10 protein-coding genes, 1 rRNA gene and 1 other RNA gene are annotated in these 14,303 nt (G+C 61.6%); 1 reads left to right on the plus strand and 11 read right to left on the minus strand.

Features of this window, described 5'->3' with window-relative positions:
• From dnaX to ACMRQN_RS02065, 4 genes are all read right to left on the minus strand, one after another.
• Nucleotides 1-2,478: DNA polymerase III subunit gamma/tau (gene dnaX, locus ACMRQN_RS02050; RefSeq protein ID WP_418733608.1), on the minus strand; the 2,478-nt coding region annotated here is incomplete at its 3' end.
• Between the two features lie 173 nt (nucleotides 2,479-2,651).
• A complete protein-coding gene (locus ACMRQN_RS02055; RefSeq protein ID WP_158049636.1) occupies nucleotides 2,652-3,335 on the minus strand; it encodes a VTT domain-containing protein in 684 nt (227 codons plus the stop codon).
• Between the two features lie 66 nt (nucleotides 3,336-3,401).
• An RNA gene (gene ffs / locus ACMRQN_RS02060) (signal recognition particle sRNA small type) lies at nucleotides 3,402-3,497 on the minus strand.
• A gap of 109 nt (nucleotides 3,498-3,606) precedes the next feature.
• A complete protein-coding gene (locus tag ACMRQN_RS02065; protein ID WP_418733609.1) occupies nucleotides 3,607-4,281 on the minus strand; it encodes a TetR/AcrR family transcriptional regulator in 675 nt (224 codons plus the stop codon).
• 159 nt (nucleotides 4,282-4,440) lie between these two features.
• Between ACMRQN_RS02065 and ACMRQN_RS02070 the strand changes: the two genes are divergently transcribed.
• Complete coding sequence (locus ACMRQN_RS02070) at nucleotides 4,441-5,940, plus strand: radical SAM protein (protein ID WP_418733610.1); 1,500 nt, start codon at nucleotides 4,441-4,443, stop codon at nucleotides 5,938-5,940.
• 187 nt (nucleotides 5,941-6,127) lie between these two features.
• On the opposite strand, the gene dnaK is transcribed toward ACMRQN_RS02070, so the two are convergent.
• From dnaK to rrf, 7 genes are all read right to left on the minus strand, one after another.
• Nucleotides 6,128-7,885: a molecular chaperone DnaK gene (dnaK, locus tag ACMRQN_RS02075; RefSeq protein ID WP_418733611.1), complete on the minus strand. Its 1,758-nt coding sequence runs from the start codon at nucleotides 7,883-7,885 to the stop codon at nucleotides 6,128-6,130.
• A gap of 95 nt (nucleotides 7,886-7,980) precedes the next feature.
• Nucleotides 7,981-8,835 carry a J domain-containing protein gene (locus ACMRQN_RS02080; protein WP_418733612.1) on the minus strand — a complete coding sequence of 285 codons (855 nt, stop codon included), beginning with the start codon at nucleotides 8,833-8,835 and terminating at the stop codon, nucleotides 7,981-7,983.
• A gap of 14 nt (nucleotides 8,836-8,849) precedes the next feature.
• Nucleotides 8,850-9,722: a DUF5685 family protein gene (locus ACMRQN_RS02085; RefSeq protein ID WP_418733613.1), complete on the minus strand. Its 873-nt coding sequence runs from the start codon at nucleotides 9,720-9,722 to the stop codon at nucleotides 8,850-8,852.
• A 6-nt stretch (nucleotides 9,723-9,728) separates the two neighbouring features.
• Nucleotides 9,729-10,145: a hypothetical protein gene (locus ACMRQN_RS02090; RefSeq protein ID WP_418733614.1), complete on the minus strand. Its 417-nt coding sequence runs from the start codon at nucleotides 10,143-10,145 to the stop codon at nucleotides 9,729-9,731.
• 208 nt (nucleotides 10,146-10,353) lie between these two features.
• The gene (locus ACMRQN_RS02095) at nucleotides 10,354-11,646 is read right to left on the minus strand and encodes a class I SAM-dependent rRNA methyltransferase (RefSeq protein ID WP_418733615.1); all 1,293 of its coding nucleotides are present in this window, start codon (nucleotides 11,644-11,646) and stop codon (nucleotides 10,354-10,356) included.
• A 357-nt stretch (nucleotides 11,647-12,003) separates the two neighbouring features.
• Nucleotides 12,004-13,791, minus strand: coding sequence for an aspartate--tRNA ligase (aspS, locus tag ACMRQN_RS02100; protein ID WP_418733616.1), 1,788 nt, complete (start codon nucleotides 13,789-13,791; stop codon nucleotides 12,004-12,006).
• A 339-nt stretch (nucleotides 13,792-14,130) separates the two neighbouring features.
• Nucleotides 14,131-14,245: ribosomal RNA gene (rrf, locus tag ACMRQN_RS02105) — 5S ribosomal RNA — on the minus strand.
• Nucleotides 14,246-14,303: the final 58 nt, after the last annotated feature.

A 14,303-nucleotide genomic window follows, 5' to 3' on the forward strand; every position in this document is an offset into this window, starting at 1 on the left:
GAAACCTCCCGCTGCGAGCACGGCAGCCAGGTCATCGGGCGAGTCGAACTCGTTGCCCAAAGGCTCCCCGTTCGGGCCGGTCGCGTCGATCGACGCCGACGTGTTCGCATCGGTCGGCTCGGGGGGCAGCCCCGTCGCGCCTGAAGTCCGCGCCGCCGCCTCACGTGCCATGCGGTTGAAATCAGGCACGGAGGAAGCTGCGGCCGGCGAGCGGTGAGCCTCCCCACCTCCCCGCCGTTTCGCAGGGGAAGCCGGCGCAGCAGCATACGCAGGGGCATCCCCGACGAACGCGTCCTCGTCACCATAGGGGACCGGCTCGTCGTAGGGAGCGTCGCCGTACGCATCGAGCGGAACGGGGTCCGGCTCGGGGACGAACGCACCCGCGTTCTGGGCGCCCCGCACCTGCGGCTCGCGCACCTGAGGGCTTGCCTGGCGCGCATTCGCAGCTGAAGCAGGCTGTCGAGCCGCCGAGCGCGCAGGTTCAGCAGACGCTGCAGCAGCCTCTCGCTCCCGAACCGCGCGCATCGCCGCAGCCGCGGCCTCGCGAGCGGCGCTTGGTCTTTCAGCATGGGACGCCTGAGGCTGTGCTTGCTGCGTCGCCGGTCGAGCAGAGGCGCCCGACGAGGAAGCAGACGGGGCCGCCGCCATGCCTGCACCCTGGGAAGGGCCCTTCGAGAAGGCGAACGGGATCGCCGCACCACACGACTGCGCGAGCGCCGCAGAAACGGCGTCCTGCACGTCGGGCTTCTGCACGGCATTGAACGCGAAGGCGTTCTCCACGGGAAACTCGATGACGAGCATGCCACGGCCCTCGTCGAGCACGGCCTTCGTGTTCAAGAAGAGCACGCCGTAGGCCGCCTTGCTCTTCTTGAGCGAAGCGATGGCCGAGCTCCAGATGCGCTGCAGCGCCGCCTCGTTGCGCAGCGTGGCCGCAAGCTCGGCGGGAATCGTGCCACGTGCCGCGGAAACGCCGGCAACCGCAGCAACCGTCGAAGCAGCGTTCTCACGGGACGCCACCTCAGCTGCCGCCGTCGCCGTCGCTGCATTCACGGCGGAAACAGCCTCGGCCGACGCCTGGAAGCCCCCTGCGGGAGAGCCCGCCTCCCGAGAGGCGACCTCTTGCGAAGTCGGCCTTTCGGCTGCTGCGGTGCGGGCATGGGGGGAATCAAACGACACGCCCGCCTGCCCCATCGCCGATCCCACCGAGCTCGCCGCCCCCCGATGCGCTCGCGCGCTCGGCTCCGGCGCCGCGCTCGACGACGCACCCGTCGCAGCAGCAGCGGCGGCGGTGGCGGGAGCAGCGACGGCGGCCGGAGCAACCACCCGTGAACAGGCGGAATACCCCGACTCGAGCGCCTCGATGCGCTCGGCGAGCGCTTCAAGCGTCAGGTCGCTGTCGGGCCGCACCATGCGCGTAAGCGCAATCTCGAACGACAGGCGAGGATTGGTGGACGTCTTCAGCTCGGCCGACAGGTCGCCCAAAACGCCGAGCAAGCGCGCCAGGCGATCGGGGCCGAACAACGGCAGCTCGCCTGCAAGCTCTCGACGCTCGGACTCGGACACCTCCAGCGCCACATCGGCGCCCACAAGCGACATCACGTACAAGTTGCGCACGCGCTCGGCCATATCGCCCACGAATCGAGCCAAGTCAGCGCCCGTTTCCACATATTGCGCCGTCCAGCGGAAGCACGCTGCAGCATCGCGGGTGCCGACCGCATTCATGATTTCGGACATCTCGCTCGAATCAAGCGACCCGAGCATCGCCTCGGCGCCCGCAAGCGTCACTTTCCCCTCGCCGAACGCGATAATCTGCTCGAGGGAGGTAAGCGCGTTGCGAAGGCCACCTTCCGCGCGATGCGCGATCAAATCGAGCGCCTCGCCCTCGAACTCGACTCCTTCGGACACGCATACCGCACCCAAGCGCGCGACCATGGCCTCGGCTGATATGCGGCGGAAATCGAATCGCTGGCAGCGGGAATGGATAGTCTCGGGAACCTTCTGCGGGTCGGTCGTCGCCAGGATGAACACCACATGACTCGGCGGCTCCTCGAGCGTCTTCAGCAGCGCGTTGAACGCCGCCACCGAGAGCATGTGAACCTCGTCGATGATGTAGACCTTGTAGCGCCCGCGCGTCGGCGCAAACTGCACGCGGTTGATGATCTCCTCGCGGACGTTGTCGACGCCGGTGCGGCTTGCCGCATCGAGCTCGTAGACGTCGGGATGCTCTCCTGCGGCGATAAGCTGGCAGTCCTCGCACGTTCCGTCGGGGTCGGCAGTCGGACCCTTCTCGCATAAAAGCGCCTTCGCAAGCAGGCGGGCAGTGGTCGTCTTACCCGTGCCGCGCGGGCCGCAGAACAGGTATGCGTGACTTACTTTGTCCTGCTCAATGGCATTTTTGATGGTGCGCTCGATATGCTCTTGGCCCACCACGTCCTCAAACGTCTGGGGGCGATATTTGCGGTATAAAGCTTCCGACATCGCACGAGTCCTTCGCATTCGTATGCGGCGCGCAAGGCGCCCGGTTCATTTCGCTCCATTATAGAAGAAGCGCCCGGGGTTGCCGGACGCTCCTGGAAAGAGTTCGTCGTATCGATAGAAGCTCGGTTGCTAGATTTTCTTCGAAATGACATCGCGCGGATAGCCGAGCAGCATTATTTCGCGTGCTTGGCGTTTTTGGCCTTGTCGCCCTTCTTCGAGCTCATCGCGGCTTTCACCGCACCGATGAACGCAGGTGCCACCGATACCGCGACGATGCCCAAAACGATGATCTCGAAGTGCTCTTGCACAAACGGAATGCCACCGAAGAAGTATCCCACCAAAACGAACAGCGAGACCCAAGAAATGCCGCCAATCGCGTTGAACAGCGTGAACTTGCCGAAATTCATGTGGCCGGTGCCCGCGATGAACGGGGCGAACGTGCGGAAGAACGGCATGAAGCGCGTGATCACGATGGTCAGCCCGCCGTAGCGCTCGAAGAAGTGGTCGAGCTTCGCCATGCGCTCGGGCGTGAGCGCCTTGATCTTCCCCGAGTCGATGATGCGCTTGCCGAAGAAGCGGGCGATCCAGTAGTTGGACGTGTTGCCCAAGATGGCGGCGGCGTAGAACACGATGAGCGTTGCCCACAGGTGCAGACCGCCCCCGTCAGCCGAGAAGACGCCTGCCGCGAACAAAAGCGAGTCACCCGGCAGAAACGGGAAGAACACAAGGCCCGTCTCCACGAACACGATCAGGAACAACGGGGTGTACACCCATGCGGCGCCCAGCGCCACAATCCACCCTGCAATCGCCGATCGGGGGTCGGAAAGGAGACTGACGAAGAAGTTGATGATGTCCATAGCGTCCTTATAAGAAGAGGCCCATGCAGCAAGCAGGCGGCTCGTGGCCGCCTGCAAGATGAAGCATTCTGAATAGGACAGGGCGCTCGTCAGAGGCCCCTTATGGCTGCTTCCTCCCGGACCTGACCAGGTTCGGAACATGTCGCCGCCCCGCCCCATTCAGAATGCTCAATTCAAGTTGTCCCCAGTATACGCGAGTTGGCATGACGCGAACGAGCCTTAAACCAAATGCACACAGCTCAGCCGCGCAAACGGGCACAAGGGACGCGGGCTATTCCTCTACGCCGCCGGCCACAGTCCGCACGATGCCGTCGAGACCGCTATGGACGAGCGAGTGCGTCACCTGGGCGATATCCTCGAGGGGAATCTCCGACTCGTCTAAGATCCAGCGGCGAATCACCGCCACGAGCCCCGCACTGAAATACGCGACGCAGAAATCGAGATACGGCCCCAACTTCTTCAGGCCAAGCGTGTCCTGCTCGATAAGCGACGCAGTAAGCGACGATTCCAGCTTCTTCAAAACGAGCTCGTAGGGAGTGTGCGAGGCAATGAGCTTCATGCTCTTTAGGTCGGGCGCCAGCCCCAGCGAAAGCCGTTTGAACAGGTCGACCACGTTCTCGCCGTCATCGCTGTTCTCGAGGGAGTCCAGGCATGTGCGCACGATCCGGTCCGCCTCGTCCTGCACGATCTCGTTCGCCAGATCCTCAACCGACTGGTAGTGCAGATAGAACGTCTTTCGGTCGATGTCCGCCTCGCGGGCAATTCCGGTGATGGTGATCTTTTGGTACTCCGTCTCCTGCATGAGGGTCAAAAACGCCTGGCGGATCGCCTTTCGCGTGCGCACAACACGGCGGTCGGGCGCCGTGCGCTCCCCGGATTCCCGACAGGCGGCTCCCTCTCCAGTCGGCTGAATCTCGTTCGCCATCTTCTCCCCCACGTCGCCCATATCTCTCCCTCGCAAAAAAATGGACAGCATAACTTCATCTGCAGGTTTTACCACAAACGTTGTTTATTTGTCACTTGTATTTTTATTTCATCGACCTATACTCACGCTTAAGAGAGTTATTCCGCATTTGTTGAATAATTTTATGGGAGGTACAACACTATGAAAGCAACCGACCAAATCAAGCGGGCAGCCCTCAACAAAGCCATCGACTACCTACTTGAAAATCCCGAGCGAAATGTCGCGAAGATCATGGACATGATCGACAAAGTTGCGCCCGACGACGTGTTCCCCACCCAACGCGCCGCCTTCCATCAGGCAATCGATGACGAATCGAATTGGTATCAACTTATCATGAAGATCCTCACCGACATGAATCCCCAGGTCAGGGACCGCCTCATCAAGACATTCGTCGTTGATGCGAACATGCTCGCATGGCCGAAGCAGGAAGCGATGCGCGATCAGTACCACTGCAACATTCCCTGGGCCATCCTGCTCGATCCGACGAGCGCCTGCAATCTGCACTGCACCGGATGCTGGGCAGCGGAATACGGCCACAAGCAAAACCTCACCTACGAGGAAATCGACTCCATCATCAACCAGGGCGTCAAGCTGGGAACCCACGTCTACATCTACACCGGCGGCGAGCCGCTCGTCCGCAAGCACGACCTCATCAACCTATGCGAAGCGCATCCCGATTGCGCGTTCCTGTCGTTCACCAACGCGACGCTCATCGACAAGGAGTTCGTGCAGGATATGATCCGCGTCGCGAACTTTGTGCCCGCCATCAGCGTCGAGGGCTTCGAGGAGGCCACCGACGCCCGCCGCGGCGAGGGAACGTACGCCAAGGTGTCCCGCGCCATGGAGCTCCTGCGCGAAAACGGCCTACCCTTCGGCGTGTCATGCTGCTATACCAGCGCCAACGCAAGCTCCATCGCCAGCGAGGAGTTCTTCGACTGGCTCATCGAGAAGGGGGCTCTTTTCGCGTGGGTCTTCACGTACATGCCCGTTGGCGTCGGCTCGCCCACCTCGCTTATGGTGCACGCCGACCAGCGCGAGCACCTCTACCGCTTCATCCGCAAGATGCGCGAGAAGAAGCCCCTGTTCACGCTTGACTTCCAGAACGACGGCGAGTTCGTCGGCGGCTGCATCGCCGGCGGGCGCCGCTACTTGCACATCAACGCCGCAGGCGATGTGGAGCCGTGCGTGTTCGCACATTACGCGAATGTCAACATTCGGGAAACAAGCCTTCTCGACGCGCTGCGCTCCCCTCTGTTCATGCAGTATTACGAGGGCCAGCCCTTCAACGACAACCTGCTCAAGCCCTGCCCCATCTTGGAAAACGAAGGGCTGCTCGCCGACATGGTGAAGCGCGCCGGCGCGCATTCCACCGACCTTCAGGAGAAAGAAAGCGCAGAGGATCTCTGCGCGAAATGCCATGACTCCATCGCGGAATGGACGCCTGTCGCCGAGCGCATTTGGAACGACGAGGGCGACCCGCTCTACGACAAGCGCAAAAACGATCCCACGCAGGGCATGGCCGACACCGACATGCGCAAGCTTGCAGAGCAAGGCCGCCGCGAACTGCCCGAATCGCTCATGACGAAGCGGGAGCGCCGCGAACACCGCAAGCAGCGCGAGGACGCAACCGACATCGCCTAACATCGCGAGGATCCGCGCGGAGGGGCGGCTTCCCTAAACCCCTCGGAAGCCGCCCTGACAAAGTTCCTCGTTGCACGCCGTACACCGGCGCCTCTTCCCCAACTTGCCGCCGAGAGAGAGCGTCTGGCGATTCCCCTTGAGCAAGCTCGACGTAGTGCCCCAGAAAGCCCGCGCGCCGGGCTTGCTTCTACCCCAAAGACCTCACGTGCTCGCTTGAGCGGTCGAGCTGTTCTTTGGCGGAGCGGATTGCCGCGATGTCTGTTTCCTCCAGCTTCTCGGTTTTCTTCGAAAGCAGCTTGCGGAGAGCATTCGAATCGGCTTTGACCTGCTTCTTCTCTTCCTTTTCCAGCTGCTTGCCGGATTTTGCGAGCGCCGCGTCAACCTCTTGGATCAGGCGTGCCGCCTCCGCATGCACCTCCATCGCATCGCGGCGCGTCGCGTCCTGCGCCGCATAGGTTTCCGCATCGCGAATGGCGCGATCGATTTCCTCGTCGGACATACGGCCCGACTCGTCGATCGTGATCGATTGCTCCTTGCCCGTCCCCTTGTCCTTCGCGGAAACCGTGAGGATGCCGTTCGCGTCGATGTCGAACGTCACCTCGATTTGGGGAACGCCCGCGGGAGCACGCTTGATGCCCTTCAGGCGGAACTTGCCGATCGACTTGTTGTCGCGCGCCATCGGGCGCTCGCCCTGAAGCACGTTGATTTCCACGCTCGTCTGAAACGCCGCCGCCGTCGTGAAGATCTGCGAGTAATGCACGGGGAGCGTCGTGTTGCGCTCCACGATGCGCGTCGCCACGCCGCCGACGGTCTCGAGGGAAAGGGAAAGCGGCGTCACGTCGAGCAGCAGGATGGAGTTCGCCTTCACGAGCCCCGTCGAAGACCCCGCAAGCGTGGCACCCTGAATCGCCGCGCCCACGGCAACGCACTCGTCGGGGTTGATCGATGACGAAGGCTCCTTCCCCGTAAGGGAGCGAACCTTGTCCTGAACCGCCGGGATGCGCGTCGACCCGCCGACGAGCAGCACACTTCCCAGCTCGGAGGCGGCAATACCCGCGTCGTTGAGCGCCTGAGACACGGGGCCTTCGGTCCGCTCGACCAAATCGGCGGTCATGCGGTTGAACTCCGAGCGCGTGACCTGCGCCTCCAGATGAAGCGGACCGGATGCGCCCTGCGCCAGGAACGGCAGGTTCACGCGCGCTGTCTCCATAGAGGACAGCTCCTCTTTCGCCTGGCGCGCCGCCTCGCGCACGCGCTGCGCCGCAGCGGAATCGCGACTCGCGTCAACACCCGATTCCCGCTTGAAGATTCCGAACAGGTAATCGGCGACGCGCTCGTCGAAGTCGTCGCCACCCAGATGGTTGTCGCCCGCAGTCGCGAGCACCTCGATCACGCCCTCGCCGATCTCGATGATCGAGACGTCGAACGTGCCGCCGCCCAAGTCGTAGACCATCACCTTCTGCGGATCGCCGTTGTCGAGCCCGTATGCGAGCGCCGCGCTTGTCGGCTCGTTGATAATGCGCAGCACGTCGAGTCCCGCGATGCGGCCAGCATCCTTTGTTGCCTGGCGCTGCATATCGTTGAAGTAGGCGGGGACGGTGATGACAGCCTGCGTCACCTCCTGGCCGAGGAACGCCTCAGCGTCGCGGCGCAGCTTGCGGAGGATCATCGCGGAGATTTCCTGCGGCGTGAATCGCTTGCCGTCGATGCTCGCACGCCAGTCAGTTCCCATATGGCGCTTCACCGAAGAGATGGTGCGATCGGGATTGATTGCCGCTTGACGGCATGCCGTCGCACCGACGAGACGCTCGCCGTCTTTGGTGAACGCGACGACGCTCGGCGTCGTACGAGAGCCCTCGGCGTTGTGGATGATGGTCGGCTTGCCGCCCTCGACCACCGCGGCGCAACTGTTCGTCGTGCCCAAGTCAATCCCGATAGTTGCCATGTCAGTCTCCTTCCGAGAGAACAAGTTGAATCATCCAAGCAGCACCAAAATCAGCGAGCGAGGCGCGTCGCGTCAGCCGACGGGCCACGAGCGCCCTAAAAACCCATGAACCCGTAGCGCATGAACTGCTGCAAGCACAGCTGAAGCATGCAGCAACCGCAACACAGCGTCGTCGGGTCGATTGCGGAGATGGTGAACCCGCGCGTCTGCTGTTCCTGCGTGTACGACTGCCCCGCGCTTTGGAACGTACGGTATGCACGCTGGTAGTCAGCGTTGTTCGGATCCATGCGAACAGCGCGCCTGATCTGGTCGAGCGCCATCACCGTGTTGCCCGCGCCGTTGTTTGCCAGCGCCGAGAGGTAATACCATCGGGCGTTGCGCCCAGCGCTCGTAACCGTGGCCAAAATATCCGCAGCGCGCTTGCATTGCGCCGCATCCCCCGAGTTGATCAGATCGATCGCCGCGCGGAATTCCGCGGGGTCGCTCGCATTCGCTTCGGGATGAATCGGGCCGGACGCCGTCGAGGCGCCGTAGCCGAAAAAGTCGTCGAAATCGAAGCCGAAGCCTCCCGCCCAACCGTAGGGGCCGCCTGAGGTATAGGGATTGCCCTGCTGACCGCCCCCGTACGAGCCGCCGCCATACGGCCCCTCGCCCGAGGAGCCGCCGAAGGGATTCGCTCCGCCGTACCCTGCATACCCCGACGAGCCCTGCGACGACGCACCACCAGCAGCCCCTCCCGATGCCGCGGAGGCGCGGCGGTCGGCCGCGGCGTATTTCTCGGGGTTCATGATGCGATCGTACGCCTCGTTGATCTCGTTCATCCGCTCGGCGGCGTTCGGATCGTTGGGATTCAAATCAGGGTGGTTCTCGCGCGCCTTTCTGCGATATGCCTTCTTCACCTCGTCTTGCGAGGCATCCCTCGACACACCGAGCACGCTATACGGGTCCATTGCCATTGCGTTCCCTATTCGCCGTCATCGCCGTCGGCGGCCTTTGTTGCCGACGGCGCCATTTTGCCATCATTATAGGCAGCATCGCCAAACTTCCCGCAATACTGACCCCATATCCCCGCGTACATCACGTTGCGGAGAATGTGAATATCCTGTTCAAGCGGCAAACGCTCGAAGGATTGCGCCGCCTGGGCCGCAATCGAGCGAAGCCCCTCCGAAACATCGCCGGGCACCGCGCCAGCCGCAACAAGCGGATTGTAGCTGCCCGACTCCAGGTCCTCATCGTAATCCATGACCGCGTCCATGAGGTACACGAACTTGCCGAGCCATGCTCCCATACGGCGCAACTCGCCTGCCCAGAAATCCTCCCGATACGCGAACACGCGCCCTAAAATCGCGCCAAAGCGGTTGGCGGCCGCATCGAGCGATTCGTCCCCACGCTGCTCGATCGCGCGGATATCGGCCATACCCGACTCAATGGCCTGGGCAACTGCGGGACGTCTTGCCGACGCCGCACGATACGCCGAGGAAAGCGCCTGCGCCATCGCCCGCCGCGAGACCTTGCGATCGTCATGCCAATCGTCCATGAGCTTGTGGTACGCGAGCAGCACCGTCGCATCGGCGGCATATTCCGTGCACTCGCTCGTCGCAAATGGCTGGGGCTTGGTGGGATGAGCCCCGCACCGCGCGGAATCCTCGTGCTCGAGCGGTTCGTAGAGCGAGTTCAGCAGAAGCGCCAGAAACGTCATGTCGTAGGTGAGCGTCATGCGGCACAGCTGGCCGTTCTGCTCCTTCAGCGAATGGCAAACACCGCAGTACACCTTGCGGTAACGGGCAACCTCCTCGGGAGAAAGCTGCTTCTCATCTGCCATGATGTAGCCGAACATACGCTGCTACGACTTCTTCACGGTTTCGGTCTTGCACTTTGGGCACACCACGCGAAGCGTTCCCTTGCCGCGCGGGACCGAAAGCTCCTGCCCGCAGCCCTTGCACTTGAAGTACAGCGTGGTCTCGCGGTTCTCCCATTTCTTCCGTCCGATGGAAAGCGCGCGACGAGGTTTCTCGGTCGCGCGCAGGAACGCCTCGTTCTCGCGATCGCGCGCAGCGATGTTCTTCGAATAGGTTCGGAAGAGCGCATAGGCCAAAAGCGCCAGCGCAGGCCACGAGAACAGGCCCATATGGGGGAGAACCGACAGCACCAGGCAGACGATGCCTGCAACGACCAGCGTATTCGACAGGAAGTCGGCGCCGCGCCTTCCCTGCATGGCGCCCGCCATCTTCCACTGCATCCGCTCGAGAAAACCCTTCATCCGAATGTGCACCCGCCTTCGCCAATAATCGAGGAGGCCCGCGCGAGATGCACGGGCCTCGAATCTGCTCGGGACGCGAGTTAGAACGCCTCGAACTCGTTGAACAGGGTCAATGATACGCATAAGTTGTGCAGATGCCGCGAAGGCGTCAGGCTGTCAACAAACTGTCACGAAGGAAACGCGAGGCTTCCATCAGCGGGCGGCCTCTCTACACCACCTGGAACAGGAAGAACTTCAGGTAGTCCGTTTCAGGAACGCCCCACAGAATCGGGTGGTCAGGCGCCTGCTGACGCTCCTCGATCTGGCGCAGCTGGACGCCAGCGTCCTGCGCGGCGTAGGACACGACGCGGCGGAAGCGTTCCGTATCCATGAAATGGCTGCAGCTGCACGTTGCGAGATAGCCTCCACGAGGCAGCAGCTTCATCGCGCGATAGTTGATCTCCTTGTAGCCGCGGGCCGCCGAATCGATGGTCTTGCGGCTTTTCGTGAACGCAGGCGGATCGAGCACGATGAAGTCATAGGTACGATCGTGCGCCGCCTCAAGCTGGGGCAACAGGTCGAAAACGTTCGCCGCCGTGAAGTCCATTTTGCCGTCAAGCCCATTGAGCTGGGCATTCTTGCGCGCTTGAGCGACGGCAAGCTCGGAGATATCGACTGCGTTCACGTACTCAGCCCCGCCATGGGCGGCATTCAGGGCAAAGCTGCCCGTGTGCGTGAAGCAATCAAGAACGCGTCTTCCCGCCGCGAGCTGCGCGACGGCACGCCGATTGTACTTCTGGTCGAGGAAGAAGCCCGTCTTCTGTCCGTTCTCGAAATCAACCTCGTAACGAACGCCGTTTTCCACAATCTGCGTCGTCGTGGGACCGAACACCGCAGCCTCGGGTTGGCTGGGATTGATTGGGTCGAGCGAGCAGGCCACATCCTCCGCAGCGCCCGCAAACCATCCCGCGGTCTGGGCGAGTCCTTCGAGCGAGCGGGTCGAGGCGTCGTTGCGCTCATAGAGTCCGCGAATCGCGATGCCATCTTCGGCCAGCACTTCGAGAAGCGCGGGGAAGATCATCGGCTTCAAACGCTCCATCCCCACCGAAAGCGTCTCGGCCACGAGGACGTCCTCGAAACGATCAACGACAAGGCCGGGGAATCCGTCAGCTTCGGAGAACAGAACGCGGCATGCGCTTGCATCGACGCCCATCACCGTTTTCCGGTAATTCCACGCCCACTGTACCTTTCGCTTCCAAAAGGCACGGTCGAAGCGATCGTTCGCATTGCGGGTGATGAGGCGAATACGAATCTTACTCTTCTCGGACAGCAAGCCCGACCCCAGATACGACCCCTTGCGGCTCACGACGTCGACGATCGAGCCGTTGGCAACTGCAGCCTCGCTCGGCGCCGGCTCAAGCGAGACAACCTCCGCCTCGTACACCCAAGGATGCCCCTTCTCCAAGGTATGTTCGCCCTTCGGCGTTATGGTCGCCCGAGGATACGGCCGCAGAGTTTTCATAAGGGTCCTTTCAAATGATGGGAAGAGGCGTCAAGAGAATGCCCCATCCGCCCTAAAGCCAACGAGAGGAAGGCACTATCCCACTAAGCAGGAGCAGTGTGCCTGTCTCCTTTCGCCCTAAAGTCAGCGAGAGCCCAGCTGACGAGCGCAGATGGCGCGAAAAGATTGCGAAGCGTACCTTGGGTACGTGAGCAATCTTTGGAACGCCAGCTGCGCCGTCAGCCGGGCTCGCAGCGTCGACGGGCCGGGTTTGCCGCAAGGCAAAGCCGAACCTGCAAATCTTTGGAATGCCAGCTGCACCGTCAGCCAGGCTCGCAGCATTGATGGTTCCCGATTTGCCGTCAGGTGAATCGGGAATTACAGAAGTCGCAGGTTGACTTCCTTGAGCTGGCGACCGGTTACCTCATTCGGCGCGCCCGTCATCGGGTCGGATGCGCTCGAAGTCTTCGGGAAAGCGATGACGTCGCGGATGGACTGCTTGCCCGCGAGCAGCATGACCAGACGGTCAAGGCCAAGGGCGATGCCGCCATGCGGCGGAGCGCCAAGCTCGAGCGCATGGATCAGATGGCCGAACTTCTCTTCCATCTGATCATCTTCCACGCCAAGACAACGAAGCACGCGCTTCTGCAGCTCTGCATTATGAATACGGATAGAACCACCGCCCATCTCGAAACCGTCCATGACGATGTCGTAGCTATAGCTCGAGCAGGCAAGCGGATCGGACTCGATCTTGTCCCAATCCTCTTCAGGAATCATCGTGAACGGATGATGTTCGGCGGCGTACTTCTTCTCGTCCGCGTCGTAGCGGAACATGGGGAAGTCGACGACCCAGAGAAGAGCATGACCGTTGCGCTCGATACCGAGAGCATCGGCCATATGCAGGCGCAACGCGGAGAGCACGGCACTTGCCGTATCGAAGGTATCTGCCGCGAAGAGAAGCAGGTCGCCCGGCTCGACACCTGCGGCCTCCTTGATCGCATTGTGCGTTTCCTCGCCGAGGAACTTGATGATGGGGCTCTTGCCCACAAGATCGGTATCAGCGTCGGTGTAGGCGATCCATGCCATGCCCTTCGCGCCATTTGCGGCAGCGATGTCGGCAAGCTTCTCAATCTCGCCGCGCGACCAGTTGCCAGCAGACTTCGCGTTGATGCACTTCACAACACCGCCATTGGCAGCAGCGCCCGTGAACACCTTGAAATTGCAGTCCTTGATAAGGTCGGTCAGATCGACGAGCTCCATGCCGAAGCGGACATCGGGGCGGTCGCAACCGAAACGCTCCATCGCTTCCTTCCACGGCATGCGCTGAAGAGGGAACTCGTGCTCGACGCCTGCTGCGCCGAGAACTTCCTGGAAGACGCCTTCCATAAGATCCATCACGTCAGTCTCTTCAACAAACGACATCTCGATGTCGACCTGGGTGAACTCGGGCTGACGATCAGCGCGCAAGTCCTCATCGCGGAAGCAACGGGCAATCTGGTAATAGCGCTCAATGCCGCCGACCATGAGCATCTGCTTGAACTGCTGCGGAGACTGCGGCAAAGCATAGAACTTGCCAGGGTTCGGACGGGAAGGCACGAGGTAATCACGCGCGCCTTCAGGAGTAGAGTTTGCAAGAATCGGAGTTTCAACCTCGATGAAACCGCGCTCGTTGAGCGCCTGACGCATTGCCTGGGCAACCTTGTGACGAAGCAGAAGGTTCGCGTACATCTCAGGGCGACGAAGGTCGAGATAACGCCACTTCATACGGGTGGTTTCGTCTGTCTCGATGCCGTCCTCGATGGAGAAATGAGGTGTGACAGAAGTATTGAGGACCTCGACGGAAGTCGCGAGAACCTCGATTTCACCGGTGACCATGTTGGGGTTCTCGGCACCCTCGCCACGCGCACGAACGCGACCGGCAATCTTCAAAACATACTCGCGGCCAAGATGCTCGGCGATATGGAACTCCTCTTCGCTGACGCAATCAGGGTCGACAACGACCTGCGTATACCCCTCGCGATCGCGAAGGTCGCAGAAGATCAATCCACCATGGTCGCGATTGTGCCAAGCCCAGCCGGTAAGCACAACCTCACGCCCAACATCGCTCTTGCGCAGCTCACCGCAGGTCGCGGTATGCATGCAAAACTCGTTCTTGAAGTCCGTCATTGAATAAGCTCCTCGATATGCGCTATCAAACCCACTGATTGGGTATGTGACTCAAACTGGATTATTGTACTTCACGAAATGAAAGTGAACGGGAACGAGACAGCGTCTTCACCGTAAATGCCCGATAATGGCTGCAAGAAGCGCGCGAACGGTTAAAACCCGCAGCAGGATACCGTAAGAGAAAAAGGCAGCGATTGGGTTCCGCCGGAGCCCGCGCAGACGCTCCCAGCACGAACACGGGGAAGCGACCCCGAGCGCAAAGGAAAGGGGGCCGCAGGCCCCGGGCTGCTCACGGCCCCGGGCCGGCGGCCCCCCGCGCAAAAGAAAAAGCGCCGCCCATGAGCGGAACGCCCTATCCTCCCACGGACTTCCTCCGCAGTACTTTCGGCGAGGAGGGGCTTAACTTCCGAGTTCGGAATGGGATCGGGTGATCCCCCTCTCTACGGTTCCGCTCATGGGGGGCGCTCCCCCATGAGGCTGTGTTTTAAGGTGCCTCTTCCAGGTCCCGCGTC

The organism is Ellagibacter sp. (assembly GCF_048412355.1).
GTDB lineage: Bacteria > Actinomycetota > Coriobacteriia > Coriobacteriales > Eggerthellaceae > Ellagibacter.

Excerpts from the sequence above, each read along its gene's own strand:
- ACMRQN_RS02090 (WP_418733614.1), bottom strand. The coding sequence starts at position 10,145 with ATGAAGGGTTTTCTCGAGCGGATGCAGTGGAAGATGGCGGGCGCCATG.
- aspS (WP_418733616.1), bottom strand. The coding sequence starts at position 13,791 with ATGACGGACTTCAAGAACGAGTTTTGCATGCATACCGCGACCTGCGGT.
- ACMRQN_RS02065 (WP_418733609.1), bottom strand. The coding sequence starts at position 4,281 with ATGGGCGACGTGGGGGAGAAGATGGCGAACGAGATTCAGCCGACTGGA.
- ACMRQN_RS02095 (WP_418733615.1), bottom strand. The coding sequence starts at position 11,646 with ATGAAAACTCTGCGGCCGTATCCTCGGGCGACCATAACGCCGAAGGGC.
- ACMRQN_RS02070 (WP_418733610.1), top strand. The coding sequence starts at position 4,441 with ATGAAAGCAACCGACCAAATCAAGCGGGCAGCCCTCAACAAAGCCATC.
- ACMRQN_RS02055 (WP_158049636.1), bottom strand. The coding sequence starts at position 3,335 with ATGGACATCATCAACTTCTTCGTCAGTCTCCTTTCCGACCCCCGATCG.
- ACMRQN_RS02080 (WP_418733612.1), bottom strand. The coding sequence starts at position 8,835 with ATGGACCCGTATAGCGTGCTCGGTGTGTCGAGGGATGCCTCGCAAGAC.
- dnaK (WP_418733611.1), bottom strand. The coding sequence starts at position 7,885 with ATGGCAACTATCGGGATTGACTTGGGCACGACGAACAGTTGCGCCGCG.
- ACMRQN_RS02085 (WP_418733613.1), bottom strand. The coding sequence starts at position 9,722 with ATGTTCGGCTACATCATGGCAGATGAGAAGCAGCTTTCTCCCGAGGAG.